This is a genomic window from Legionella quinlivanii (assembly GCF_900461555.1).
In the GTDB taxonomy this organism is placed as follows: Bacteria; Pseudomonadota; Gammaproteobacteria; order Legionellales; family Legionellaceae; genus Legionella_C; species Legionella_C quinlivanii.
Genome location: NZ_UGOX01000001.1, coordinates 820,035 through 845,099, shown reverse-complemented (window position 1 = coordinate 845,099; position 25,065 = coordinate 820,035). Strand labels below are relative to the sequence as shown.

The window sequence follows — 25,065 nt, the reverse complement described above, 5'->3', positions numbered from 1 at the left end:
CTTGATCCCAGGTGTAAAAGAATTGTCCAAAAAGGACGCTTAAGTTCTGAAAAAATGTGTCCTCAGCTCTCAGGATATTGAAAACCTTCTCTCTTCATCTGAATCAAGCTTTTCAACATGGGTGACTTCTTGCAAATACGGCTTGAGTTTCAAAAATACCTCTGCAAACAATTTGACGTAGAAACCTTCCAGGCTTAAGTTAGTACTATCAGTAATTTCTCCTGAAACATTACAAAGAATTAAACTACTTGCCGAATTGACTATCCGATTGCGATTTTCTGAAGAGTGAAGCGCTTTTTGCAGATTTTGATAAAGACTGGGTCCTAAATCCAAGTCAACTTCAGTTTTTGAAGCGATTGCAACCAGGGCATTTAATGTGGAAATATAAAGAGAAATGTCATTTTCCATAAGGTTTTGGCTTAGATGGTTAACGGCCTGTTCTGTTTGTTCTGAATCCAGTATTGGTAAAAGTCGAGTAAGATAAGATGCAAAAATGATAGAAGAGCGTATATTGGTTTCTTTTGAATTCTCAATTTTTGTTATAATTTTTTCTAAATCTGGCTCTCTTAATAAGGGTGCCAATAAACCCAGGATTAGGGGTGATACCAGACGGTGTTCATAATTTGTAGGCTCTTTTTCATTGCTGATAGCTATTAAAATCAATTCTGCTATTTGATGACTATTTAACTTTCGTACCATAATTAACAGGCATGTAGTTAATTTATTATTGTAATCATGATTCAACATATCCATTAATTGAATGCATAGCTGAAAAGAATTGTGCCTATCCAAACGAGGAGCCCTATTTATAATGCAATTCCAGGCACTCAAACGAAGTTTGCTTAGCATAGAGAAATCATATTCAGGATATGTCCATTCCCCTTTCAATTTACTAATAAGTGTACTGACCAAGTCCATGCACCGATCAGGGCTTAAACTTGCGCTGAAAGAATCCAGACATGAGATGACTTCAGCCGTGGGAGCCTGATTGAGCATGCTTTCCAGTTCCTGTACCAAAAATGCATTTTGTTCTTTAAAGCCCGCTGAAAATCGAAGGATGCATTTTAATATTTGTTCGAGGATTAACTTATCTGAGTGCTTTATATTGTCAATTAAAAATTGACTTATGCCGGGCCATAGAGGATCGTGTATTAGTTCTGCAGGCATAGCTTTTAAACAGAGCAAGGCGGGGAATAAAACCTTTGAATCCGTTAATAAAAGGCTCAATTTAGGTACAAATACTTGCCATGTTGTTGAGTTCATTTGGGGCAGGCAATCAGCTAACGTTAATAATGAATCATAGTACAACGTTGGCATATCAATTGTTTTAATTAGCTTGGGAACCAACTGCTCTATGTTTTCAGCGCTTAACACTGAAGAAAGACGGCGTAAGTTCTTGGCAAATTTCACATCAGGCAGATTATTTAGATGCTGTTCTATGCTTGCAAATAATCTTATTCGATCCGGCTGGCCAAGATGCTCGGCCATTTGAATGATTCGGTTGGCAGCCAGTTCTTCATGTGTCTGCGTGACTAAACACTTAGCTATTACTTGCATCAATTCGAATAATAAATCACTGGGCAAATAACTAGCCAATACATCCACTGCCAGCAGTGTATCCCTAATGACCCATTTAGCAGGATCGCTCGAATCCGTTAACTTGGCAGTTATAATTGAGATTAGTTCTTCTTGCTGTAACCGGGACATTCTGCCTGAAAAAGAGGATATGCAGCGAGTTACAATGGTAAGTTCAGTGCCTGTTAGAGGCTCTTTTATTTTTAAAAAAAGTTTGGAAATGATGCTTTTAACATTGGAGGAATTTAATAATGATTTGCAAGCTTGCAAACATTTAACGGCAACGCTGGAACTCTCTAACTGCTCTAATATTTCCAGACAAAATTTTAATTGTTCTGTTGCACTGAGTCTCAGGATAAAAGTTTTAAAACACTTGATAGCTTCATCTTCAACAGAGGAGCCTGAAGATAACACTTTGATCAGTGTTGATTTAAATGAAATTAATGTAGCCTCATCCAGCTTTAATGCCAGAAAATTCAAATAACGTAAGTCTATTGTGCGTATAGTTGAATTTGTTTCATTTAGCTTGTTAGAAATGATAAGTATAATTTCGGCGAGTTGTTCAGGATTAAGGCAGAAAAGAAAGGCAGGAAGATATTCATCGTTTGAACCTTCGCTGATTTTATTCTTTAATTCTGCAAAAAAAAGCGCATCAATTTCAAATTTAACACCATAAAGAGCCGCAAGCACAATCATAGCTAATAACCGATATAAGCTTGACGCATTGCTCTTCCTCATCAAAGTTAACAATTTATAAGCAAATGTGTTTTTATAGCGAGCAGATATTCGGTTGGTAACCTGAGCAGGTTGAGCAGCCCATTGTTTTAATAGATTGGTTTGAATTCTGGTAGATTGAAAATCGTTTCTTGAAAATAAAGTTAATACAGAGTGAAGCCAATTATTTGAGCTAAACATTCGAAAATTAAAAAGTTGTGGAGTAGAAAACCGTGTTAAAAGAGGTGGAAAAATAGAAGGTTGTAATTCCGATAATGGTTTTTTCATAAGAGCAAAATAATCAACAAAAAAGCGTCATTATAGATTAGCATGACAAACATGAAAACAGAAAGATCAATAAATGCTTAGCCAGGTGATCAGAAGAAGTAGAACTACCTGATCCGTTTTTGAAAGAGCGACTGATTTAATAGCTTAAATTTGAAAGGCTATTGGGTACAAATAAAGTAAGATTAAAATCATTTAAAACGACTTTTATTAAAATTCATAATAGAGGAGTCTGTAAAATTACCAGGATATTAGCTTTTGATTGAGACTATGAATACCGCGAACGATTCGGGGTGTCTGGGCTTATCCCGTTCGTCCTCAAAGCGAAGCTACACCCCGAAGGCTCGGTACCAAGTGAGCCTTCGGAGCGACCGGGGAGGCTAAACCGTATAACGAATACCGATAGCACCCAGATTATAATTTTGTGAATCGAACTCCACTAGCCAGGGACTGGTAGCCGCATGTCCGGGAAACACTGTTGATCCAAAAGTATAATTGCTTGCTGCCAGGTGGAGCCATCGATATTCAGCGAAGAGACTTGCGTGTTCACTAAATACGTAACTGGTTCCCACTTTAACCTGACCGGCAAAAACGGATTCTTCGTCGCTGGTATTGGCACTGTAGTGATTAACGCCGGGCTCTGGAGGCGCTACCTGAATGGCGCTTGCGTGGTCGACAGATATTACTGCACCGCCGATCCCTGCTCCGACATAAGGGCGGAATTTACACTCAGCTGAATTGAAATTTAATACGGCATTCGCAAGGAATACACCCGCCTTCATCGGATAAGTTACCAGAAAATCATGCTCCGGAAGTCGCGTGGTATTATTGTTTATTTCGTGACCGGTAAACTTGCTCTTGCCAAGATAATAGCCTTCGAGTTCAAAAGCAGGCACCAGGCCCCAATTGGAATTAAAAGGATTTGATACAATTTCAGCCCACTGATATCCGACCTGACCACCCACAATACCAACCGAGCGGCTATTCGATCTGCCGAAAGCATCGACTGCCAAAGGCCCGCCCGCTGCTTCTTCAAAAAAGGCGGTTCCATATTGATAAATATCCGTCTTGGTTGAAGCACCGCCGCCGCCAAAAACGCCAAGATAAATCGTGTTAGGAATGGCAGTAACCACAGGGCCCATCGTTCCAGCATGACTTGCTCCAGTCAAAGCGAGCATTAATCCTGTAACAGGCAGAAAAAAATTAGTGCTGCCTTTTCCTTTTAATTTCATTTAATTTCTCCATAAAAAATCTTAAATCATCTACCATCATTTGGAGCGATGACATCCTTGTGAAACAAAACCTAGTCTGCTGGGCTTTCTTTTTATTGTCAATACATCCCGGGAAGACTAGAATGGCTGCTTAAAAATGAAGTAAGCCGCCGCTATCATGCATAATCCTGCACAAAGAAAATTTAAGCCCAGCGGCTTTTGCATATAGAAATAGGAAAACAAAGCAAAAATGCCGATAGTGATAATTTCCTGAATCACTTTTAACTGCCCTAAATCAAACTCCCTATACCCGATGCGATTGGCTGGCACTTGCAAAGTGTATTCAAAAAAGGCAATTCCCCAACTTATTAAAATGGCCACATAAATAGGTTTATTATTAAGCGTTTTTAAATGACCATACCAGGCAAAGGTCATAAAAATATTGGATCCAATCAATAAAAATATCGTTCTCATTTTTCAATCCTAATTACACATTCGCTTAATATTGACTCGCGATGATTTTGCTGGATCTTACATACAAGATGAATGACTGACCATTACTTTTCTGCATGCAGAACAGCTTCTGATGCCAGATTCATGATACAAATGTCTTATACTTGACACCGATGATAGGATTAAGTACAAATAGTTTATCCAGGGATTGTGAAGGAAAGGATTATGACGCTGGAAACTCATCAGAAAAAAATCGAAGCCACTTCCGAGATTATTCAAAAACGCTTTATTGAATACCGTGATCTCACGGAAACAATAAGAAAAAAGCTGGAGGCCTATTTTTTCGATAAATCCCGAACCGATAAGCTAACCGAGATCGCGAGAGGGGAGCAAGTCGGTGTAAACTTCAATGAGCTAGAACCCAAGATGAGGAAATGCCTCGTTGATGCACAATCTTTGGCAGGAAAAGCCTGCAATTACAATAGCTTTGTATTGGCACTTGATGAATGTATAATCCATTCTGGCTTGCCCTTTCAATTACAGGACGCTGCCTGTTACACGTTCAACCCGGAGAAGTCCTATACTCCTTTTGCACAGGCATTTATGGGACAATTTGCGGCGGCATTAAGCGTATACCGGACCTGCCTGGGAATATCTGAACTGTATTATGGTTTATTTTATAATGATGCGATTCAAAATCAGGACTATTTTGATTATCTTGAATCAGTAAATGCGCTTAAAACAGAATTTGATGAAGGAGTCACGCCCTGCCAGGAGTTGTTCAGCAGAGCCACTCCCCTTAGACAACAAGGTAATTCACTGCTTTCCACTACCATGGTACACAGCGGACTGGAAGCCTTTGAAAATCAATTTAATGACTCATCGAAACGTCTCAAAGACTTGATAGTCTACGGAGAAAGTTATCTCGAAAAGATTTATGTCGACTTCCCGAACGATGCGAAAATGTGGCTAATCCACTCACGCAGCTGGCATGAGCTGCTTGCCGATCTTGCTGACCATATATATCCGAAGTCTAAAATTATTAGCTGGTTTACAGAGTCTAAACTGGCGTTTTCCAAGAGCCATAGTCAGATGCTTCAAAGTGAAATTGATGAATTTGGGAAAACCATGCTGGAGGAAACCCCTGAGTTAAGAATTGCGCTGGCGGAGTCCAGCTTGACTACACTCCAGAATACCCGTGTTAAACTACGCGCAAAAATGGCTCAGGAAAAAATTAGTATTATTAATGAGGCTCCCAAAAGTACATTCTTCCAAAACCCCTCCCATGCATCAAATAACTTCTACCGCTCAGGAGCAGAAGCGCTTCGCAGTTTCGCCCCGTTGCTCCCAATGGGTAATTCGCCGAGCGGTAAAATTCCTGGCTGTAGCTAGCAAATTGCCAGGCCCCTGTTATTCCTGCCCGAGTGAGAATAACAGGGGCTCGGAGCGATTAATTCGATGAGCATTTAAATATTAGATTTAACAATTCCTTAATTAGAGATACAAAAACCAAGATAGCTGCTAAACTAGCACCAGTTTAACCAAGAGAACCACTATAATGTCAAAAAAACACAATAAGCCTCAGGAAGTTGAGCAAATCCACGAATATGATTTTACTGATGAAGAGTTTGTAGATGATATGATGGATATGGATGATTTCATGTGCCATGCCGCTGAAACCTTAAAATCAGCTCAGGCCACCGCTTTGGAATTAACCAAGTTAGCGCTTCAGTATGCAAAAAATGCCGATGAAAATACAGTTTTCGAATTATTTCGCCGCGCCGCAGAAGAAATTAATGAGATTTACGGCTAGTTTTAATTGATTCATGATCTGGATATCGGCTCCAACTCGCCAATATCCGGATTGTTATTTCCTCTCCATATACAGTCTAACGTTCCAGTTGAATAATACCCTTATATCGACAAGAACTATTAATAAATAATACAATGACGCTCACTCATTGATTACTTTCTTTTATAACCCTTGCCCCACAGATAACGTTTGATGACGACAATGATCCAGTCTCAGACTTTTAAAAAAGTCACCACATAATGACCAAGAAATGATACAATAAGGCATTTTTAACACTAAGAAAACAAATTATGCCTTGTTATGTAGCTACCGTATCCGCGAAGTGGTTGAAAGAAAATACGGTAATTTATTCTTTTAATGATGTAAACGATGTAGTGTTTTCTGGTGAAGAATTGCAGAAAGCGAGTGAATTGGACAAGCAGACGGAACAAAGCAAAGACGGTTCTCCATTAAAACAAGTCCGGGCCATTTTTTCTTTGTTTTTTATGTATAGTGCTCCCATCTCCTTCCCTATTGGTTATCGTACTTTTAAAAAAGACAATCTTGCATATTTAAAATTAAGTTTTGCTCATCCCTTTTCTATGCGGCTAAGTGCTTATGGAGAAGAAAATCAACATTTTAAGACACCGCTTCAATTAAAACGTGGTGATAATAACCACTTTGAACAAGTCGGAATAGAAGGTCAGGAAACAGTAAGATTGCATTTACTCACAGATGAGAATTTTAGTGGCGATGATGTATTTGTTTTAACACAGGGCGCATTTTTTAATAATCAGAGTCAGGTTGATCAATTTCAGGATAAATTTGACAATTTAAGGGATTATTTTAGCAAGCCAATATTCAGGGAATACAAAATTCCTATTTGTATAAGTGAAACAGGACAGAAAAAATTCCGCGCCAGGAAAGATGAACTCGAATGCATGGTTAAAGGTTATGAAAATCAATATCAACAGATAAAGAAGGGACTGGAAGAACTTGCAGGAGGATCCCAGGCTATGCCGGTATCGAAGCTACTGGCGTTGTTAGATTTGATTCGCATTCCAGATCAAGAAAAGATTATATTACTGAAGAGCCAGTCACAAGAACAAATCTATGACAGAATTGAGGATTATTATAGAGATTTAGGGGATATAATTGATAATTATCAGGACATTTTATGTGACATAGAAAGTTATATTTTTTCTGATCCCACCTACCTTGCGCCAGATAACTCTCCCTGGCAGATCCTTGTCTTTCCATCAGGTATTGGTATGCCATGGATTGAGCAGCATTTTCAACAAACGCTAAATTATAGTCATGAACTCATTGAACACGCTGAACAGGAAATGACCATTCCCCTGGTATTATCCATGCCTGAACCAATATATAAGACCTTTTTGGCAGAAATCCAGCCGGGGACCAAGTTTAAGCAAATAGGGCTTGAAGTGGATAAGGACCAATATATAATTCAATTCCCTGGTAATATTCTTGCCAGCGATATTGATAAAAATTTGCCAAAAACAAAAGAAGCGATTAAGAACTACAAACCTGATCAGCAGCCTGTTTCGGAGAAAGAATTACCAAAGGATAGTTTTTTTTCCAGAATCAAAGTGAGTTCTGGCAGACAAAATAAAGAATTAAGTTCTGAAAGAACCCCTTTACTGAATAGTTGTAGATAATCATTAAGCGAGTTATTGTCAAATGTGGTGTACAGCATTAGGCGGCCTTTCTGTCCGATTGCTCAACAACCTGCACTCCATCCTCAAACTTAACGTTATTAACGACAAGTGTTAATAGGTTAAAACCTCTAATTTTTATCCATCGTTTCTGAGCAGATTCCATCAGCTTAAATACCATAGCCTGCGTGCTATCTCTTGAGCCGCAATTGCGGGATTTTTTGGTGCGTAAGCGTACCGTAGAAAAAGCTGACTCAATTGGATTCGTCGTTCGAATGTGAATCCAATGCTCTGCAGGAAAATCATAAAACGCAAGCAGCTCCTCTCGATCTTTACTCAAGTATTCCATTGCTTTGGGGTACTTCGAACCAAATAACTCCAATGTGTTATCAAAAGCTTTATAGGCATCCTTACGATTTGATGCCATCCAAATCTCATGGAGTGCTGCTTTCACTTTGGGCTGCACAGGCTTCGGTAATTTATTCAGAATATTGGCGGTCTTATGCACCCAACAGCGTTGATGACGCGAATCAGGATAAACCTTACTGAGTGCATTCCAAAAACCTAACGCCCCATCGCCAGCCGACAATTTTGGCAAATGAGTAAGGCCTCTTTGCCGCAAGCTCGTAAGTAATTCTTCCCAGCTTGCCGATGACTCGCGATATCCATCACTTACAGCGACCAGCTCTTTGTGCCCATGTTCCGTGACACCAATAATAACCAGCAAACACAAACGGTCATCCATGCGAACCTGACTATAAATCCCATCTGCCCACCAATAAACATAACGTTTTTGGCTTAAATCCTGGCGCTGCCAGTTTTGATGCTCATCAAGCCACTGGCTTTTTAGTCGCGACACGGTATTCGCTGATAAACCTTTAGCATGTTCACCTAATAATGAACCTAATGCCTCCGAATAGTCACCTGTCGATAAGCCTTTTAAATAAAGCCAGGGTATCAATTCCTCAATACTTTTGGTACGTCTTAAATAGGGTGGTAATAGATGGCTATTAAATTGAATTCCTGAGCCACTACGATCTCGTACTTTGGGTACTTTGATAGCTACGTCAACCAATCCCTGTTTGAATGGTTCTTTCTGGCAAATAACCATTACGCACAATGGCTTGTCTACCATCAAGTAACTTTAAATCCTCATAGTCAGAAAGCATCGCGCCTAACTCCGCCTCAACCGCTTGCCTGATCAAATCACGTGCCCCATTCCTTAGTAATTCAGTTAATGGATCAACAATTTTTTGAACTGGTGTAGATACCTCTTTCAGATTACAATCCTTCATGGCGTATTTCCTTTTTGTTGATTTTGTTCTTCCGGAACAATCAACAGGATACGCCACCTAATTTATTTTTCCATACACCAGATTCGAGCATAACTCTCAAGCATTGCCCTTAGATCAGATATTTCGGAAAGCCTTTAACTAAAATCAGTCATGGTATTTAGTTTCTTACTCAACGTCTCAGCGTTATTTAAAGAGGCCAGATATGCGCGCAGCTCATTAAGGGGTCTGTGATTTTTTAATAATGGCGTTGCCCATAAAAACAAGATATCGCTATCAGATAGTATTTTTTGCACAACATTTGGCTTTTCTTCTAGTAAAATCTCAATTGCACAAGCCACCAACCATTTAGAGGTGGATAATTCGCCTTTTGCAATTTCTTCAATAGTTTTGGGAGCAATGCTTTTATCTTTGTTAAAGAGAGCTCTGGCTTTTTGGTGCAGTTCCAAAGTGGCAAAATCAAAGCCTCAACTATATTGAAAAAGCTACGCTCCAATAGCAAGAAGAATAAGCTGCATCAAGCGTTCCGTGAATTGGGACGAGTTGTGCGAACCATTTTTCTTTTAAATTATATTGCTGATGTTGATCTTCGTAAAAAGAGATCCCGGCCGGGGGTCAATGTGATTTACAGTTACATAGAAAACAAAATAATATATTTCATTTCTTTAGTTCGTTGAAAAAGAGTTCTGAACCAGGCATAGAGGGGTCAGCAGATTATCATACCTCAAAGCACATTAATTAATTCAGCCTTACTATGCCTATATAGTTACATGACATTAGAATTTTATGAAGAAAATATGCAACTTTCTTGATTTTTTAATTCCAGTCAGTTGCTACTTCTATTAGTCCACCTGTTTTAAATGGTGTTATGTAAAGGCTGTTCTTCCGGATTATTCGCTAAATCTGGCAATTTGCTTTGCCCATAAAAAGGTAGCTTTGACGCCAAAATAAATCTAAGGTGAGAATCACGAGCCTCACGAGAATCATTGGCTATTTGTTTTTGAATTTCTTCTGAACTATCTGTCTTAGTCTTGTTAAACTCAAAATCTTTTTTAGGACTTAGTCCAAGAGTTTTATCCCAATATTGCTCGACTTGTTTTTCTAAATTTAAGCGGTTAAAAAAAGCTGAACAATTTTTAAATGATTCGTTTTGAAAAAGCCTAAAAAAACGAATGGCACATATAATTTGCTGTGTATTAAAAAGAGTTGTATTTGTTGTTAAATTTTTCCAGCTTTCTAAAAATAACGCTCTGTCAATTTCGTTGATTCTCAACAACTCTTCACACCATTCTTTAATATATATACTCAGTAAAGTTTTATCATCTTGCGAATTCACTAATTGTTCTGCAAGGCGCTCAGATTGATCAAAATTAACGAGCTGTTTTTGAACCTGATAGTCAGCTAGAAATTGAATAATTAAGATATCGTATTTATGTAAATTAATCATATTGAACTTAAAAAACCAAATGAGCGTGAAGTTTATTAAAAATAGAACATTAGAGCAATCTTTTTACATAAAGTTATTGCACATCGTCATATTTTATAGTGTATTTAAAAGAGGGTATATAGAATATGAAAATGAAAATAGAGAAATGGATATTGATAGAGGAATTGCTACTTATAACAATAAGGTTTTTCGTTAATTATTCCTGTAGAATTAATGATATAGGCCTGGAACTAAAGATCGCAACTTTTGCCGGTATTTGCGGACAACATATTTACATTAACAGGAAAGAAAAAATTGTAATCGTGGTTTTAAGTGCCAGACCAAAGCCTGTAGCGATAACTACTGTAAATGATGGCGAATTTTTTGCCGCGGTTGTTAAAGCTTTACATTAAACTTTAACTCTGACCATCTCACCACTGTCTGATATTACGATTAATCAGACTTAATCCAGATTATCGCACTACTCGATGGAAGAGAGTCTTTACTTCGCCCTTACTTTCCAATGGCATTCATAACTTTGTTGACATCTTCTTCAATAATTTTATTAATTTGTGAAATTTGATCAGAATAACCAACAGATTCAACAATCAAGTCGGCGATTTTCTCGTAAAATCGATCTCGTTCGTGATGTTGTTTTTCTAAAAAGCTTCTCATATCATCTACTGGAAGCGATGGAATCCGACCATTTTTTATGCGGCCAAGTTGTGTTGGTATAGAGACTTTCAAATAAACAACAAACTCTGTGGACAATAATTTTCGGCATTGCTCGCTTGAGACAACACACTCCTCCAATAAAACGACTACATTTTCTTTTCTGGTACAATGGGAAATGATGTCTGCTTGACAGCGATTAAATGCTGCTTCCCCTTGCTCTCCCAAAATATCTTTTGTATGTCGTCCAATATAACGTTCAATACTAGGATTTGCATCAACGAGTTGCCATCCTAATTTATTAGCCAAAGCTTCAGTAAATACAAACTTACCAGCCCCCATATGACCTACTATAAAGATGCGATTTATCATTTATCAATAACCCTCAGCCGGATATTTATCCATAGTCAAAAACTCTTAAAGCAAACCACTAATGCCATGCCTTTCTACGATATTGAGTAATTTAAGTATTGCGCCATGGGCATGTCGCTTCCCTTGCTCTAATCCACGAATCATTGCAGGGCTAACATTAAGATATTTAGCAAATACAGATTGACTTAATTTTTGCTTTTTCCGTAACTGTTGTATTTCTTCGCCGGTAAATTCATGTAAAACAGGTAAATCTTGATCGGTAAGATTTCTTAATGTTTTTTTATCAATAATTTCAGCTTTGTAAAGACCTTGCGCAAGATCATTAATTGTATCTTGTATATTAGACATTTTTATTTACCTCGCATAGTTCCCCTAAACTAATTAGCTTATTTATTTGTTCATCATCTAGTCCAAGCATGATATCAGCCAATTGTTTTAATTTTTTAAGCTCGGAAGTTGTAACATTTCCTTTGTCATTCTTAGAGAATAAATGTAACCAATAAATTCCATTATCTTTCTTAAAAGCTAGTATACTTCTTGAGCCCCCGCTTTTACCCCGCGCTTCGTTGGTTGCAATTCTTAATTTATAGAGCCCAGCTCCTAATGAATATTTTAATTGCTCATCTCTGCTTAACTTAAAAAAACCATCTAAAGTTTTGATAAGAATTTCATCCTTTAATCCAACTTTTGTTGCTTCATTATTAAATTTTTTAATTTTTAAGTGCTTCATGAATACATGCCATACTATAATACAATGTATTATAGTGCATGGTATTACATATTTCCAGAGTGTAATGCCACCTAGCCCTTCACGCAAAAAAAATTACTAAATAAGTGGCTCACGATATATTTCTATTTCAAAATTTAGGGAATATTTATGCCGGAAACGACTTCTACCGCAAAGGTACTCAGTTTATTTAAAACTACCGATACTCAAATCAGCTTGATAAGCCACAGCTATTATTTGCTCAACCTGAGTCTTTGCAGTGGGCACTAATCTCACCTCGGCAAATACACCCGGCTAGAGGAAGTTGATACTCGAAGTTAATGTGCTCCAAAATAACGATTTATTTTTTCCACCTGTAGAGGCAAGACAATAAAATGCCACGCCGAGCAAACCAGCAATGAAAAACAAGGTGAGCCAAGGCTCCTCAGAGAAATTACCAAGTTTCAATTTATCAACAAATATGCTTTTTTTGTAGCTCGACGAAATACAATACAGACCAGGAAAAAATAAGTAATAATGATGGGAAGGAAAATTTGATAATAATTCATTCTGGCCTCTTGCCTTATTGATAATATTTGCTCAATAGACTTATTAGTGTGTTAATAACTTTTCTAAATCATAGTTTTCCCAATTTAATCGAAATCCTCTGTGCGCAAGCCATTTGTCCACATAACCCATAGTTATCTCTCCAGCCTCAACGCCATCAAGCATTGCCCTTAGATCGGAATAGAATAATTTTTGTTCTATTTGATTTTCCCATTTCTTACTGGATATTATTTCCATGTTAATGCCTTTGATTCAATTCAAGATATGTATAGACCATAGTGCCAGGCACTCGCGTCATGGTCAAAAATTAAAAACGCCTTCCTGTGGGAATCAAGCCTGTACTTGTAGTTTTAAATGCATGTTGAGTGCATCAGCAATCTTAACTAAGGTTTCCAGGGAAGGGATAAATGAACTATTACCGCTTTCCAGACGAGAAATAACCGATTGCCAGTAAAGCAGGTATAGACGAAGTAACTGCTATCATGAGAAAAGAATTAGCAAAAAAAAATATCGGTGTGTCCTGTGTTATTCCTGTGGAAGTGGATACAAGAATTCAAAAAATCTTAAGAGAAACAACATCATTTCATTTACATAAGGCTTATCAGTCTTGTCAATTAATATGAATTAGTTGTGACTTAATCTGACACAATCACTTGAAAAGGTGAGAGTTTCCGGTTTTGATAGAAGTGCGAACTTTTAAAAAACCAAGAGGAAAACTCTCATGATAGATAATAGCGTTAAAATAATTAAACATAAATTTGGATTGCTTAATTTAGCCGAAGAATTAGGCAATGTATCTAAAGCCTGTAAAGTAATGGGCTTGTCGCGAGATACTTTTTATCGTTACAAATCAGCAGTAGAGTCAGGTGGAGTAGACGCATTATTCGATCAAACCCATTAAGCATTAAGCACCCTATTCGGCCTATCCTGAGAAAATGAAGGGTTTCCCGCCCTTCGTTGTCTCTTAGTTATAGCTTTCCTCCAGTTAGTGGTTCATCGAGAAACCCAGTCAAAATTGCAGTGATGAAGATTTAACGATAGGTATAAATCAAGTATTAATTCTGCTTGACAAAAACCCACAGGCATTGATGAATATTTTAGCCGGACACCCTCTTATTCCTGGAGGCCTTCTTCTCGATGACTTAGTCTATAAAATGATGGTGAAAAATTGTGTTGAAAGATTAGAGCCATTATTTAAAAAGTGCCTACCTGAAGTTGTGGAAGCATGTATTGCCAGCATTCATGATTTAAAACGCTTTGCAACAGGTGCTCACCTGTACTTGAATGAAGCTTTGGCACTCATAGAGGCTGATCACGAGCTCCGTCTGCGTTTTCTTGAAAACAGCCCCCTGTCGCAGGAAGAGCTTGAAGAATTTACAAGCCAATACCCTTCTTGTAAAGATCAGTTACAAGCTTTGTTTGATACTTATTCAGTAACAAATGTTATCACAAAGAACTTGTCTTCATCCAGCTTAACTAGTTAGTTTGGGAATACTTATATAGCAACTCTCCATTTAATCAGGCAGCCATATAGGACGCCTGATTAAATATTCAGAGCCCATTACCTCAACTAATAATACAGTAATTACTTGGTTGATGGGTCTTAAGAAGCTCGGCGCATTCTTTATGGCCATGGTGTTCAGCAAACTCCAAGGCAGTTCCATCATTTACTGCTTTCAAAGTCACATCAGTTTCTGGATGCGCCAACAACAACTTTACAATATTGACATGTCCTTTTTCCGCTGCCGCTATAAGAGGAGTAACCTTGTGCAGATTAGTCAGATTAACATCAGCTCCTGCCTCGAGCAAGATGCTCGCAATTTCTTCATGACCTTCTTCGCATACTTCCCGAAGCGGGGTGCTGTAGTGATAATTTCTACAGTTAAGATTAATACCGGGAAAGGCAACTAAATAACGGACTAGTTCTTTCTGGCCATTGACAGCTGCTGTATGTAAAAGCGTTGCTTCGTAGTCATAAGGCGTATTCACATCCATACCATTCGATAGAAAAATTTCGATAATCTCGATATGGCCGCAAATGGCAGCTAGGTGTGCAGGTGTGTGACGCGATGAATTCTTTTCATTGCTTAACTTATCGGCAAGTGAGCGTAAAATGTCAACCTGATTACAAAAAGCTAGCCAATGAAAAAGAGTATTGCCAAATTCATCTTTTTTGACGGTATCATAATTACCCTTATCATCTAAATAGTCAGCTTTTACTGACTGGAATAACTGCTGCGCCAAAGCTAAATTCATTTCAGGTGTAAAAGTATATGGATTGCGATAAATTTTTTCTTCCAGAGCAAGATGCCCATTGCAAGCTGGACTAGCAAGCAACATAATGGCTAATGCCGGAGTCCCCCGGCGCAATGCCGTTTTTAGTGCGCTGTCCTTGGATGAGAACATTATCTTCAAATTTCCCCGGTTATGCGGAATGCTTTCAAGCGCATTTAGATCATAATCATGATCCAAGAGATATTGCATGCTAATGGCATTATTACATTCAATACTGGCCGCATATAATGTGACGGTATCTGCCCTACTTACTGTGCAGTTTGATAAAACATAGTCTAAGGTTTCGCTATTGCCATGAGCGGCTGCATAATGGAGAGGTTTGCGCCCAGAATTGCTGGATATTGATAAATCAAGGCCACGTTCCTCAACTAAATAGCGCACTAAACTCATATGGCAGCAAGGTACGGCTAATTCAAGAATAGATTTACTGCGAGAATCAAGAGCCTCCAACTCATCATTCGTTAATGATTTAATAATGTCAATTTGATTACATAAAACAGCCAATTGGCGATAATTAAGCCCGCCTATTTCTTTGGTATGGTCTATGATGCCTTCAACGACATACAGGGCGCTTAGTTTTTCAAATACACAATCCAGGATGTTTTGACGATTAAAATAGCCCGCCCAATGCAACAAAGTCCGTTCGGTTTGATCGGTTAAGCTTAAAAGTTGCTTTAATTTTTCAATATTGTCGTAAGTGTCCAATGCTTTCAGGAATAAATCCAGTGCACCTAATTTAGCTGCATTGAACAACTCAGCTTGCTCTTTACTGAAGGGTTGCTCCCTATATTCCAGGAAGCCGACTTCTTGAGTGCAACTGTAATCTGACTGCATAGCTTTATAAAAAATTTTTCTGTAATCAACTTTTTCCTCGTTGTTAAGCGGAGGTAAATAATGGGGAAAATATTTTTTTAAATTATTCTTCCATAACCAATAATCCGTGGTTACTCGATGAAATAGGGTGCAAACATGATGAACTGAGGGTAAATCGGATGCGGGTAAACAGGAAAAAATATACAGTAGTACAGATTCAGGCAGTTCATTGAGTAACTTAGGTGAATTAGGCATTGCTCTCTCGCTTGATCATGGTGTTTTTGCTCTTCGTCAGATTGTTGCTTAATGGAATTCCCTTTTGTTGTGAAATGCCATACATCCGAAACAATCTGATTTAAAGACGCCATAATAGCACAATTATTGACCAATAAAAATATTCTAAGGTGGAATTATGCAAATAACCGATGTAATTTATTGAATTTATGTAATTTAATATTTGCTTAATTGCAGGATGGAGGGGATCAAAATGGGATGGCATGAGGATTGGTTTGTGCTTTGTTGATACTTATTAATAACAGTGCTTTATGAGAATTTATTTATTTCACTTTAATTTTTTTGTAAACCAAAGAACCAAATCATCATCAAGCGGGTAACTTTTTCCAGGGATAGTTGGTTGATAATTATAGGTGATGCCCTTAGCATCAGGGATATAGCCCCGGTTAATATACAGCTTTTGGGCAGAACCATAATCTGCATAAAGGCCCACACCAATTCCCACCGTTTTATATTTTGAAGCGGCTTCCTGTTCTGCTTTTTCCATTAGAGCGGAGCCAATACCCAATTTTCTGAAAGCCGGTAATACATTTAAGTCCATTATTTCAGGAATATTATTTTCTTTAAAACCACTATATTGGGAGTTCCATTTCAAAGTCACATAACCTGCAAAACGATTTTCCACATAGGCCACCCAAATCAAGCGCTCTTGTTTCTGTTGTTCATTCAGGTATTGTTCAAATGTAGAGGCAGGCTTTTCTGTCCAATTGGATTGAATAAAGCTTTCAACGATAACAGGAATATCTGTTGGTTTTAGCAGCCTTATTGACAAGGAGCGATGCTTTAGAGTTTTCTCCATAACAAAATTGCTAAGTTCACAGCCCCTGATAGTAACACTTTGCTTCTTAATTACTTGAAAATCTCTTTTTTCAAAAAATGGTTTGGCCGTAATACTGACCTCGGCATATATTTTGAATGATTTTATGCAGGAAGATGAAAAATTCAAGAATTATCGAAGTATCAAACACCTGGACGAATCCAGGCAAAAGGCCTTCCTTGCAGCTATGCTTCAAGGTAGCAACCGGTTTAGCCAATCTCAATACGATGAACAGTTTCAGGCCCGTAATGAAACCACCAGCTCCTTGATTCTGCCCTTATGAGTGGGCGCTGATTTGAATAAGTCGATTTTATTGCTCCAGAGTAAAGAAGACATCATTGCAAAGGCACGGGTTGAATAAAAATCTGACAAAGGCACTACGCCAACTGTAAATCATAGGGACCTTTAAATGCGACAGTTAGAGCCTCAGGTTCAACAGTTTTTTAGCATCTGTAATCTGGTGATGAATCGTCACAAAGGCCATGATCTGAAGCTGGGCTTAGCCCGTTCACTTGCTTCTCAAATAGTTTTAAAGAATTGGGTTTGCCAAAAAATCCAAGACGGTGATAGGCGAATGCTTCAAGAATAGATTTTGCCCCTTCCTCTTTATGATTTAAGAATTCATATAAACTTGCATTGGCACCAATCTTTTGGGCGTTATTCAAGGCCTGTCGCAGCGCATTTCCTTTTTTCTGGTGGTTAATACCCATGCAGGCCTGGGGGCTGCGTTCATATTGTTCTATTTTCTTTTGCACCAACGCAGATATTTGTTGTATCTTTGCATAATCATTCAATGACTTAGGTTCCTCTGTCAAATCAGATTGAGGGCTTGGCTCCCTTAAGGTCATCCAGGAGGAAGCGGGCATCTCGGTAAGATTTGGGCTGTGATTTGCGGTCATATTAAAGAAAAACACCTTCCGAGGATCGCGTGGGCCAATAACCCGAACGCGCTGTATGGGGTCGAAATAATGTGGCTGAGGATTGCTATCCTGATGAAAACCGATGAGAAAATGGCTATTTTGCACATGGAAGTCATTATTAAATGGACTGAGAATATTAAAAACACCGTGCTTTTGATAAATCTGCTCGACGCCATCGAGAACCCAGATTACCGGGTATTTTTCCAAAAGATGGTAATCATAAGCATTGAAGTCATAGAAAGAAAGTGCATTGCGCATCAAAGAATGGGGCGTTGGAAATTGCAGTAATGGGCAATAAATAATGAAGGGCAGCCCCTCTCGATAATTGTTTAAGGCGTCGAGAGCAAATTTTTGCAGAAAATAACTTCTTTTCTCGACTGATAAATCACTCAATAGAACGATAGTTGTGCTCATTGTTTTCTGCTTGTAGGTTTGATGAATAAAACTCTCCAAGCTAAGCTCTCGCTGAGTTTCTGTGAAAACTAAATTATCCAATTCTTTACCAGTTTCCTTTAAGGCGTTAGTCAAATACTCTTTCATTCGTACCAATCCAGATATGAATGGATAAGTTTTGGTATTTTCATTGGTAAAGAAGTCGGACAGTGGCGGGGAGGGGAACACAATTTTCAGGTATTCTCCTTCGGTATTTGAATACACAAACGCTGAGAAAAGCTTTTTTTTCAAAAACTGTCTGATTTCATCAACTGTCAAATAATCAATGCCCTCCCAAAGTACCCGTTTAAAGTGGAAAGTGTTATCCGCAAATTTAAATTTGGCTTTGATGCTTTCAAAAAAATTGTCAGGTTGAAAATCGAGTTTTAAACAATCACCCTCGACTGAAACATCACGGATGTTCAGTTGGTATCGAAATCGAGGCATTTCCCCTTCTACTGGCATGGCATTTCCGGCGTTAGACAGTGGCTTGAAATAAAGAATATAAAAATTTTTACCTAAAGGTAATACGCATCTGAAAAAAGAGTCCACAAAGTATAATGCCGGCAACGCGATTGAAGAGACTCAATCGCCTTGTCTGTAGCTAGCGCCTGGTGTTATATTCGGTACTCCCTAAGTAATAAATCTTGCGTGCTACTTTTTGCGTGCAGAAACTCGCTCTATAGAATCTCCGAGCAGTATTCTTAAATGGATTTGAACGATATGATGAAAATAAAAAAATCTTACTATAGCCAGCTATTAAAGCTCTCATTCGTTTTTTTAATTTTCATACAAACACTTTATGCTGATAAAGAAAATTCGCTCACACTGGAAACAGAGGATCAAGCTGAAGCCCATTTATCCCTAAAACCCGAAAATGCATATTGCTATGGCAAATACAATTATTATGCTTGCTTAAACCTGATTGCCGGCTCGAATATTCCAGTGGCTTTAACTATAGTTAACCGCTCAACACGAGTTACTGCTTATGCTATTCAAGCAGTCTTGCCTGTAAATATGGGTGTCACCCAGGATGCTTCAAGTTGTGCAATTTTGCCGCCTTTAGCGAGCTGCACTTTACGCTTTCTGCCAGGCATGAATAGCTATCCGCAAGTTTCTGTACCCATTATAGGCACAAATGCTGCCACAACGTATGTTACGATGGAGGTGCTGCCGCCCACTACATTGAGCATCGCCGTAGCAGGCTCACCGCTGGTTATCCCTAAAGGTGAAAACCGTTCGTTAACCATTACTAATACATCAAATTTTAACGCCTTTGCCATTCATTCGGATTTCACCGGCACGGCTCTGGATGGGCAAGTGCTCGAGTCAGCCAATACCTGTGCCATGGTAGCGCCCGGGGCTAATTGTATGATTACCTATACTGCCATTAACAGTGTCGTGCCGCCTACAAATTTTCCCATCTTTGGAACGAATACTATTGCAGTAAATGCTGTCATTTCTGTCACCTCCCCTTTTGCTTATGTCACCAACAATGTCCCATCCGGAAATATCACCCAATGTTTAAGGAACTCTTTAACTGGTGAATTAAGCAATTGCAGTGTTATAGGTCCATTTCCGGCCATCAATAACCCCAGCAATATAGTGTTTAATCAAACCGACACGATGGCTTACATTAGCAGTTCCTCGAGTAACGCAGTCACTCAATGCTCTGTAACTCCCATAACGGGTACTTTAACTAATTGTACAGATTCGGTTATAGGCGGGCTGACTAACTCATCTGGACTAACACTGAACCCAACAGGCTCCTTCCTCTACATTCTTAATTCATCCGGCGCTACTCCCTTAATAAAATGCCCGATTGATGGAGTGGGCATGATTGTTACTGCAAGCTGTGTCAATTCAGGAGCAACACCGCCGGCAGGGCAAATCCATAGTGGAATTACTTTCAATGCCGCAGGGACACGGGCTTATCTTGTCAATCAGTTCCAGACTACTATATGTAATGTTGATGCTGGAACCGGGCAATTAATCGGTTGTGTTAACCCTCCATCTGCAGCGATTACTTTTGCTAATGGAAGCATGGCATTTTATAACAATGAAAGCTTTGCCTATGTCGCAGTAACTTCTCTGAACTCGGTTGCCAGATGCATAGTGCTCAATACCGGAATGCTAACTAGCTGCTTTACCGCAGGAGGAGCAGTTACTAATCCTCAGAATATTGCGATAGATGAGGCTAATAGCCTTATTTACATCAGTGATAATACAAGTGTGTCAAAATGCCGGATTGACCCTGTCACAGGTAACTTTTTTGACTGTATGAATTCTGGGGCTACAAATCTGAATACACCTGATGGTATATCCTTAAGTTAATAATAAAAATCAATAATTTATTTATTGAGGGGGCCAGTGGAAGAGCCTCCTCAAGTGGTGACTCCAGAGCAGGACTTCTTTTAGAATCTCCTTACTACCAAGAGTATTTCTTTATAACCGCCCATTAGCTAATGTGCTCAATACCTCAGTTGCTTTAGTCAAAATGCCCTTCTTCTTTTCTGGCTCCATTTTATCCCAATTGAGATAAGCATAATGAAGGCGCGGATTGTTTTTAAGTACGTTTTGGTGTGTAGCTATAAAATTCCAGTAAAGGGAATTAAAAGGACATGCCTTTTCACCTGTCACCTCTGCCGGATTATAAGCACATGATTTGCAAAAGTTACTCATTTTTTGAATATATTTGCCACTGGCGGCATAAGGCTTGCTCGCCATCACCCCGCCATCAGCATACAGCGCCATCCCCAGAGTGTTTGGCAACTCCACCCATTCATAAGCATCCGCATACACGCCTAAATACCACTCACAGACTTCTTTCGGATTAATGCCTGCCAAGAGCGCAAAATTACCGGTAATCATCAAACGCTGAATATGATGAGAGTAGGCTTCGACCCGTGTTTGTCGAATGACTTCTTTCATACAAAACATTTGAGTGTGCTCTCCCCAAAATAAGGAGGGCAAAGGCTTGGTTGCATTAAAATAATTTTTGTTTGCATAGTCAGGCATTAAGAGCCAGTAGATGCCGCGGACATACTCACGCCATCCCAGAATTTGACGAATAAAGCCTTCGACAGCATTCAAAGGAGCAGTTTTCTTTTTCAAGGCGTCTTCTGCCATGCGGCATAATTCCAAAGGCAATAGAAGCCCTGCATTCAGATAAAAGGATAATTTGGAGTGGTATAAATTGGCTTCATCGGAGCGCATGGCGTCCTGGTAATCACCAAAAAACGCTAAACAGTGTGCTATAAAGTCGTTGGCCTCATCAAGAGCCTGCTCGCGGGTCACGGCAAAATTAAACGGCTGCAATTGGCCGAAATGATTGGCAAACTCCTTTTCCACCAGGCTTAAAACTTCTGAAGTGATCTTATCTATAGGATGCACTATTCTGCTGGGAAACGTTTCAACATGATTGGCATTTTTTCGATTTTGCTCATCATAGTTCCAGCTCCCTCCTAGCGGCCTGTTCTTGTTTTCGATGAGGATATCGTGCTTTTGACGCATCATTCGGTAGAAGTATTCCATGCGCAATTGCTTTTTGTCTTTTGACCAAAATTTGAACTCATCTAATGGGCATAGAAACCGCGTATCTTCATGAACTATGAGGGGTATCGGCAATTGCTTTTTCAATGTTTCCAATTTTTGAAGAACACGCCATTCCCCAGGGTAAGTCACATGCACTTCGGCAATTTGTTCTTCTTTGATGGCTAGATACAGTTCATTCTCAAAATTGCCGGTGTTGCCAGCATCGTCATATTTAGTATAACGAACCCGGTATCCAAGCGCTTTTAAGCGCTTTGAAAAATGGCGCATGGCTGAAAACAGGAAAGCAATTTTTTTAGGATGGTGAGCAACATAGGTTGCTTCCTCTATCACTTCGCAGAGAAAAACCACATCATTGTGCTTGTCGATTACTGTGAGAGAAGAGAGCGATTCACTTAGTTGATCGCCCAAAAGAAAACACAGTCTCGTCATGGCCTATCCTGAACTTATACTTTAAGCTTCGGTCGAACAGAACTTAAGCCGCCATCTACTGCGAGCACCTGTCCTGTGATCCAATTGTTTGAGGGGTTTAAAAAAAACAAGATAGCCCTGGCTATATCCGCTGACTCTCCAATGCGCCCCAAAGCATGCATGGCCGTCGATGCCCTGGCAATCAATTGGTTATTCAGTAAGGGCTCAGTCAATGGGGTATTAACCATCCCAGGTGCTACTACATTAATGCGAAGATTTAAAGAGGCATAAGTCGCCGCTGCTGATCGTGCCAGGCCAATAACCCCTGCTTTGGCCGCCGCAATAGCCTCATGATTGGCTAGTCCAGTTAATGCTGCTGCTGAGGCAATAAGTACCACAGAGCCACCATGCGTCATTCTCTTTCCGGCAGCATGGACAACTGCAAATGACGTAGTCAAGGATGCATTGAGCGTTTTTTGGAACTCCTCATAACTTGTGGTATGAGCACTTTTGATTAATAAAGAGCCTGCGCAATTGACTACCCCGTCCAGGGGCCCTGCCTGCTCAAACACTTTATCAACTGCACTGAAATCAGTTCCATCAAGGATAAAGTCAGGAGTGATCTTTTCCTTGCTTTGTGCTGTTGTAATAACCTCTTCACCCTGCTTTTGTAAAAGCTCGGTTACTGATTGACCAATCGCGCTACTTGCTGCAATAATTAGATATCGGGCCATAGAATTTGTGCGCCATAGTGTCAGGAAGAACCTACTATGAAGGATAGTCTTTTTGACTTCAAGTATTCATAAGTAATTTGTTTCAAGGACGATGATGAAACTGATAGTGCTTTTTTTCTTGACGATGCTTTGCGTTCTGATATTGGATATGATTTGGCTGGCTTTCCTCGCCAAATCGATTTATGCAAAACATATCGGCATGTTATTGCGTACATCAGGAGAGGGAATGGCGCCTGTTTGGTGGGCAGCAGCTATAGTTTATGTGTGCATCACTCTGGGTATCCTTTATTTTGTTATTCCCAACGCCCAGGGCAATTATATGCAAGCCTTATTCGGCGGAGTAATGCTTGGCCTTGTAACTTATGGGATTTACGACTTTACTAATTATTCAATCCTTGCAGGCTGGCCATGGAAAATAACGCTAATCGATTTTATTTGGGGAATGGTCCTGTGCGGACTGAGTAGTTTATTTGCAGTCTTTATTCAGAATCGATTTCTTTCTTGAACCAGGGAAAAAACATTGACGTTTGCTTTTGATAATCAATGTATTTTTCTCCCCGTGATTGTACTGAGCCTCTTTCTGTCATGAGTCCCGTTATACGGGTAAAAATAATATACAGCATCAAAGGCGAAAGTAAGCCCAAGTACCCAAAGTCTGACTGTATCGCAAATAATGCGAATCCAACCCAGACCAACCAATCAAAAAAATAATTAGGATGGCGAGAATACCGCCATAGCCCTAGGTTACAAACCTCCCTTTTATATTGATTCTTAAATCGTTGCAGTTGTAAATCTGCCAGAGTCTCCCCGATGATTCCTGAGGAAATCAGACAAACTGCAATGCTGTCTATCCACGTAAAACGAGTTAGTTCTGATTTGCTAATCAGCAAAAACACACTTGAAATGATAAAAATTAAAAGTCCCTGAAGCTGAAAGTTAATGAAAAATCCAAATGAAGGGCTTATTTTCCAAGTACTACTGAGTTCAATATAACGCTTGTCTACATGACCTATTCTTATTCGTGTATGCCATAAATACAATGCAAGGCGTAAAGCCCATACAATAAGACAGGAACTAATGATTAAAATACGAAAGCTGAAGGGCGAAAAGCTTAAATAAATAAGCCCAGAAATCATAAGTCCCAGTGACCAGGAAACATCAACAACCGAAGGGTTTTTTAGAATACGATATAATCCCCACATAAAACTCATTTGTATAAAAAGATATAGTATTACAATACCAGGTGAATACATGATTCATCATCCTTAATCGCAGGTTTCTCTTATTTTAAACAGTCCTTCTGCAGTATGCTGAAATTGAAAATAAAGGAGCTCCTTCTCCGACAGGTAATAATTTTCAAAAGACGATGATTAAGCAAATGCGACTCTCAAACCAACCATAAATAAATTGGCCTGAGGTTTATAACGACCCCGGAGAAATTCCCCAGATAAGGGTTCTTCCGCGCTTTTGGTCACACTATCGTATTGTGTAAATTGATAAGTAAATAGAACTTCCTTATTCGCAGAGAGTTGATTGGCTACTCCCACTTTGGCACTTATACCAGTCAGCCATTGCTCAAAATTACCGGTAACCCCTGCATTTCCAGCCGTATTGGTGGAATCCATTTTAAATTGGCTCCGGGATACGCCAGGACCTGCAAAAATACGGAAACTTTCATTATAATGATATTCAGGCAAGGCAAAGAGGCTAAATCCATAGTTTAGTTTTTCCTTTGCTGACACTGACTCATCAATGAACCAGTTATTAATCACATGTCTTGCTCGTCCGGTAAATAAATCCGCATCTCCTTCAATCGCCACGCTGACTTTTTCTGTGAATAAAAAATCATAGGCAACTGCCAGCTGACCATGAAAACCGGTATAGGCATGACGATAGCTCTCGGATGTTGTAAAGGGATCACCCAAAGGATAGGTTAAATCTTTGTCGATATTGACTGCGTTAATACCTAAATTCAGAGCAGCCGACCAATTAGCATGGGCATTTAAACTTAACAAACTCAACGCAAGTAAAATAAATTTCTTATTCATAATGACCT

General features: G+C 39.2%; 26 protein-coding genes and 3 pseudogenes. 11 read left to right on the top strand and 18 right to left on the bottom strand.

What is annotated here, in order from left to right:
• Positions 1-69: 69 nt before the first annotated feature.
• The 3 genes from DYH61_RS03695 to DYH61_RS03685 all read right to left on the bottom strand — a co-directional run bounded on the left by DYH61_RS03695 (position 70) and on the right by DYH61_RS03685 (position 4,259).
• Positions 70-2,490, bottom strand: a complete 2,421-nt coding sequence (locus DYH61_RS03695) for a hypothetical protein (RefSeq protein WP_133129098.1) — start codon at positions 2,488-2,490, stop codon at positions 70-72.
• A 464-nt stretch (positions 2,491-2,954) separates the two neighbouring features.
• Positions 2,955-3,806, bottom strand: coding sequence for an outer membrane protein (locus DYH61_RS03690; protein WP_058508585.1), 852 nt, complete (start codon positions 3,804-3,806; stop codon positions 2,955-2,957).
• 117 nt (positions 3,807-3,923) lie between these two features.
• On the bottom strand, positions 3,924-4,259 hold the full coding sequence (locus tag DYH61_RS03685) for a DMT family protein (RefSeq protein ID WP_058508584.1): 336 nt from the start codon (positions 4,257-4,259) through the stop codon (positions 3,924-3,926).
• Between the two features lie 204 nt (positions 4,260-4,463).
• On the opposite strand from DYH61_RS03685, the gene DYH61_RS03680 reads away from it, so the two are divergent.
• From DYH61_RS03680 to DYH61_RS03670, 3 genes are all read left to right on the top strand, one after another.
• Positions 4,464-5,630, top strand: coding sequence for a hypothetical protein (locus DYH61_RS03680; protein ID WP_058508583.1), 1,167 nt, complete (start codon positions 4,464-4,466; stop codon positions 5,628-5,630).
• A gap of 166 nt (positions 5,631-5,796) precedes the next feature.
• On the top strand, positions 5,797-6,051 hold the full coding sequence (locus DYH61_RS03675; protein ID WP_058508582.1) for a hypothetical protein: 255 nt from the start codon (positions 5,797-5,799) through the stop codon (positions 6,049-6,051).
• A gap of 290 nt (positions 6,052-6,341) precedes the next feature.
• Positions 6,342-7,709, top strand: a complete 1,368-nt coding sequence (locus DYH61_RS03670) for a hypothetical protein (protein ID WP_058508581.1) — start codon at positions 6,342-6,344, stop codon at positions 7,707-7,709.
• Between the two features lie 37 nt (positions 7,710-7,746).
• On the opposite strand, the pseudogene DYH61_RS03665 reads toward DYH61_RS03670, so the two are convergent.
• A pseudogene (locus tag DYH61_RS03665) lies at positions 7,747-9,001 on the bottom strand (IS256 family transposase).
• 134 nt (positions 9,002-9,135) lie between these two features.
• Positions 9,136-9,447 (bottom strand): hypothetical protein, encoded by a 312-nt coding sequence (locus DYH61_RS03660; protein WP_234999832.1) that lies wholly within the window; start codon positions 9,445-9,447, stop codon positions 9,136-9,138.
• On the opposite strand from DYH61_RS03660, the pseudogene DYH61_RS15825 reads away from it, so the two are divergent.
• Positions 9,448-9,594: pseudogene (locus DYH61_RS15825) on the top strand (Tn3 family transposase); the annotation flags it as partial.
• Between the two features lie 260 nt (positions 9,595-9,854).
• On the opposite strand, the gene DYH61_RS03650 reads toward DYH61_RS15825, so the two are convergent.
• Positions 9,855-10,445: a hypothetical protein gene (locus DYH61_RS03650; protein ID WP_058508580.1), complete on the bottom strand. Its 591-nt coding sequence runs from the start codon at positions 10,443-10,445 to the stop codon at positions 9,855-9,857.
• Positions 10,446-10,576: 131 nt separating this feature from the next.
• Between DYH61_RS03650 and DYH61_RS03645 the strand changes: the two genes are divergently transcribed.
• Positions 10,577-10,837, top strand: a complete 261-nt coding sequence (locus tag DYH61_RS03645) for a hypothetical protein (protein ID WP_133129099.1) — start codon at positions 10,577-10,579, stop codon at positions 10,835-10,837.
• A gap of 100 nt (positions 10,838-10,937) precedes the next feature.
• Here DYH61_RS03645 and DYH61_RS03640 read toward each other — a convergent pair whose 3' ends face one another.
• The 5 genes from DYH61_RS03640 to DYH61_RS15820 all read right to left on the bottom strand — a co-directional run bounded on the left by DYH61_RS03640 (position 10,938) and on the right by DYH61_RS15820 (position 13,146).
• Entirely contained in the window at positions 10,938-11,468 is a 531-nt protein-coding gene (locus DYH61_RS03640) for a shikimate kinase (RefSeq protein WP_058508578.1), read from the bottom strand.
• 45 nt (positions 11,469-11,513) lie between these two features.
• Positions 11,514-11,816: a helix-turn-helix domain-containing protein gene (locus tag DYH61_RS03635; protein WP_058508577.1), complete on the bottom strand. Its 303-nt coding sequence runs from the start codon at positions 11,814-11,816 to the stop codon at positions 11,514-11,516.
• On the bottom strand, positions 11,809-12,198 hold the full coding sequence (locus DYH61_RS03630; RefSeq protein WP_058508576.1) for a type II toxin-antitoxin system RelE/ParE family toxin: 390 nt from the start codon (positions 12,196-12,198) through the stop codon (positions 11,809-11,811). Before DYH61_RS03630 ends, DYH61_RS03635 begins: the two co-directional genes overlap by 8 nt.
• A 588-nt stretch (positions 12,199-12,786) precedes the next feature.
• The gene (locus tag DYH61_RS03625) at positions 12,787-12,978 is read right to left on the bottom strand and encodes a hypothetical protein (RefSeq protein WP_058508575.1); all 192 of its coding nucleotides are present in this window, start codon (positions 12,976-12,978) and stop codon (positions 12,787-12,789) included.
• Positions 12,979-13,071: 93 nt separating this feature from the next.
• Positions 13,072-13,146, bottom strand: coding sequence for a hypothetical protein (locus DYH61_RS15820; protein WP_234999840.1), 75 nt, complete (start codon positions 13,144-13,146; stop codon positions 13,072-13,074).
• 77 nt (positions 13,147-13,223) lie between these two features.
• Here DYH61_RS15820 and DYH61_RS03615 point away from each other — a divergent pair, with 77 nt between their 5' ends.
• The 3 genes and pseudogenes from DYH61_RS03615 to DYH61_RS03605 all read left to right on the top strand — a co-directional run bounded on the left by DYH61_RS03615 (position 13,224) and on the right by DYH61_RS03605 (position 14,225).
• The gene (locus DYH61_RS03615; protein WP_234999833.1) at positions 13,224-13,364 is read left to right on the top strand and encodes a hypothetical protein; all 141 of its coding nucleotides are present in this window, start codon (positions 13,224-13,226) and stop codon (positions 13,362-13,364) included.
• A 98-nt stretch (positions 13,365-13,462) separates the two neighbouring features.
• Positions 13,463-13,636 (top strand): annotated as a pseudogene (locus DYH61_RS03610) (helix-turn-helix domain-containing protein); the annotation flags it as partial.
• A 193-nt stretch (positions 13,637-13,829) separates the two neighbouring features.
• Complete coding sequence (locus tag DYH61_RS03605) at positions 13,830-14,225, top strand: hypothetical protein (protein WP_058508573.1); 396 nt, start codon at positions 13,830-13,832, stop codon at positions 14,223-14,225.
• 82 nt (positions 14,226-14,307) lie between these two features.
• Here the strand turns inward: DYH61_RS03605 and DYH61_RS03600 are convergent, their stop codons facing one another.
• Both DYH61_RS03600 and DYH61_RS03595 read right to left on the bottom strand, forming a co-directional pair.
• On the bottom strand, positions 14,308-16,104 hold the full coding sequence (locus DYH61_RS03600; protein ID WP_058508572.1) for an ankyrin repeat domain-containing protein: 1,797 nt from the start codon (positions 16,102-16,104) through the stop codon (positions 14,308-14,310).
• A gap of 307 nt (positions 16,105-16,411) precedes the next feature.
• Entirely contained in the window at positions 16,412-16,942 is a 531-nt protein-coding gene (locus tag DYH61_RS03595; RefSeq protein ID WP_058508571.1) for a GNAT family N-acetyltransferase, read from the bottom strand.
• Between the two features lie 112 nt (positions 16,943-17,054).
• Between DYH61_RS03595 and DYH61_RS15535 the strand changes: the two genes are divergently transcribed.
• Entirely contained in the window at positions 17,055-17,243 is a 189-nt protein-coding gene (locus DYH61_RS15535) for a hypothetical protein (protein ID WP_133129100.1), read from the top strand.
• Between the two features lie 160 nt (positions 17,244-17,403).
• On the opposite strand, the gene DYH61_RS03590 is transcribed toward DYH61_RS15535, so the two are convergent.
• Positions 17,404-18,777, bottom strand: a complete 1,374-nt coding sequence (locus DYH61_RS03590) for a hypothetical protein (protein WP_133129101.1) — start codon at positions 18,775-18,777, stop codon at positions 17,404-17,406.
• A 258-nt stretch (positions 18,778-19,035) separates the two neighbouring features.
• Here DYH61_RS03590 and DYH61_RS03585 point away from each other — a divergent pair, with 258 nt between their 5' ends.
• The gene (locus DYH61_RS03585) at positions 19,036-20,646 is read left to right on the top strand and encodes a lactonase family protein (RefSeq protein ID WP_058508569.1); all 1,611 of its coding nucleotides are present in this window, start codon (positions 19,036-19,038) and stop codon (positions 20,644-20,646) included.
• A gap of 111 nt (positions 20,647-20,757) precedes the next feature.
• Here DYH61_RS03585 and DYH61_RS03580 read toward each other — a convergent pair whose 3' ends face one another.
• Complete coding sequence (locus DYH61_RS03580) at positions 20,758-22,296, bottom strand: cryptochrome/photolyase family protein (RefSeq protein ID WP_058508568.1); 1,539 nt, start codon at positions 22,294-22,296, stop codon at positions 20,758-20,760.
• 14 nt (positions 22,297-22,310) lie between these two features.
• Positions 22,311-23,009 (bottom strand): SDR family oxidoreductase, encoded by a 699-nt coding sequence (locus DYH61_RS03575; protein ID WP_058508567.1) that lies wholly within the window; start codon positions 23,007-23,009, stop codon positions 22,311-22,313.
• 91 nt (positions 23,010-23,100) lie between these two features.
• Here DYH61_RS03575 and DYH61_RS03570 point away from each other — a divergent pair, with 91 nt between their 5' ends.
• On the top strand, positions 23,101-23,514 hold the full coding sequence (locus DYH61_RS03570; protein WP_234999834.1) for a DUF2177 family protein: 414 nt from the start codon (positions 23,101-23,103) through the stop codon (positions 23,512-23,514).
• Here the strand turns inward: DYH61_RS03570 and DYH61_RS03565 are convergent.
• Both DYH61_RS03565 and DYH61_RS03560 read right to left on the bottom strand, forming a co-directional pair.
• Positions 23,489-24,262, bottom strand: a complete 774-nt coding sequence (locus tag DYH61_RS03565; protein ID WP_058508565.1) for a DUF1295 domain-containing protein — start codon at positions 24,260-24,262, stop codon at positions 23,489-23,491. The genes DYH61_RS03570 and DYH61_RS03565 overlap by 26 nt on opposite strands.
• Positions 24,263-24,379: 117 nt before the next feature.
• A complete protein-coding gene (locus tag DYH61_RS03560) occupies positions 24,380-25,057 on the bottom strand; it encodes an outer membrane beta-barrel protein (RefSeq protein ID WP_058508564.1) in 678 nt (225 codons plus the stop codon).
• Positions 25,058-25,065: the final 8 nt, after the last annotated feature.

Coding starts and splice junctions, on each gene's coding strand:
- DYH61_RS03575 (WP_058508567.1), bottom strand. CDS start 23,009: ATGGCCCGATATCTAATTATTGCAGCAAGTAGCGCGATTGGTCAATCA.
- DYH61_RS03690 (WP_058508585.1), bottom strand. CDS start 3,806: ATGAAATTAAAAGGAAAAGGCAGCACTAATTTTTTTCTGCCTGTTACA.
- DYH61_RS03635 (WP_058508577.1), bottom strand. CDS start 11,816: ATGTCTAATATACAAGATACAATTAATGATCTTGCGCAAGGTCTTTAC.
- DYH61_RS03595 (WP_058508571.1), bottom strand. CDS start 16,942: ATGGAGAAAACTCTAAAGCATCGCTCCTTGTCAATAAGGCTGCTAAAA.
- DYH61_RS03605 (WP_058508573.1), top strand. CDS start 13,830: ATGAATATTTTAGCCGGACACCCTCTTATTCCTGGAGGCCTTCTTCTC.
- DYH61_RS03580 (WP_058508568.1), bottom strand. CDS start 22,296: ATGACGAGACTGTGTTTTCTTTTGGGCGATCAACTAAGTGAATCGCTC.
- DYH61_RS03625 (WP_058508575.1), bottom strand. CDS start 12,978: ATGGAAATAATATCCAGTAAGAAATGGGAAAATCAAATAGAACAAAAA.
- DYH61_RS03685 (WP_058508584.1), bottom strand. CDS start 4,259: ATGAGAACGATATTTTTATTGATTGGATCCAATATTTTTATGACCTTT.
- DYH61_RS03560 (WP_058508564.1), bottom strand. CDS start 25,057: ATGAATAAGAAATTTATTTTACTTGCGTTGAGTTTGTTAAGTTTAAAT.
- DYH61_RS03630 (WP_058508576.1), bottom strand. CDS start 12,198: ATGAAGCACTTAAAAATTAAAAAATTTAATAATGAAGCAACAAAAGTT.
- DYH61_RS03695 (WP_133129098.1), bottom strand. CDS start 2,490: ATGTTTAGCTCAAATAATTGGCTTCACTCTGTATTAACTTTATTTTCA.
- DYH61_RS03645 (WP_133129099.1), top strand. CDS start 10,577: ATGAAAATAGAGAAATGGATATTGATAGAGGAATTGCTACTTATAACA.
- DYH61_RS03585 (WP_058508569.1), top strand. CDS start 19,036: ATGATGAAAATAAAAAAATCTTACTATAGCCAGCTATTAAAGCTCTCA.
- DYH61_RS03600 (WP_058508572.1), bottom strand. CDS start 16,104: ATGCCTAATTCACCTAAGTTACTCAATGAACTGCCTGAATCTGTACTA.
- DYH61_RS03590 (WP_133129101.1), bottom strand. CDS start 18,777: ATGCCAGTAGAAGGGGAAATGCCTCGATTTCGATACCAACTGAACATC.
- DYH61_RS03615 (WP_234999833.1), top strand. CDS start 13,224: ATGAGAAAAGAATTAGCAAAAAAAAATATCGGTGTGTCCTGTGTTATT.
- DYH61_RS03680 (WP_058508583.1), top strand. CDS start 4,464: ATGACGCTGGAAACTCATCAGAAAAAAATCGAAGCCACTTCCGAGATT.
- DYH61_RS03565 (WP_058508565.1), bottom strand. CDS start 24,262: ATGTATTCACCTGGTATTGTAATACTATATCTTTTTATACAAATGAGT.
- DYH61_RS03675 (WP_058508582.1), top strand. CDS start 5,797: ATGTCAAAAAAACACAATAAGCCTCAGGAAGTTGAGCAAATCCACGAA.
- DYH61_RS03570 (WP_234999834.1), top strand. CDS start 23,101: ATGATGAAACTGATAGTGCTTTTTTTCTTGACGATGCTTTGCGTTCTG.
- DYH61_RS03650 (WP_058508580.1), bottom strand. CDS start 10,445: ATGATTAATTTACATAAATACGATATCTTAATTATTCAATTTCTAGCT.
- DYH61_RS03640 (WP_058508578.1), bottom strand. CDS start 11,468: ATGATAAATCGCATCTTTATAGTAGGTCATATGGGGGCTGGTAAGTTT.
- DYH61_RS03670 (WP_058508581.1), top strand. CDS start 6,342: ATGCCTTGTTATGTAGCTACCGTATCCGCGAAGTGGTTGAAAGAAAAT.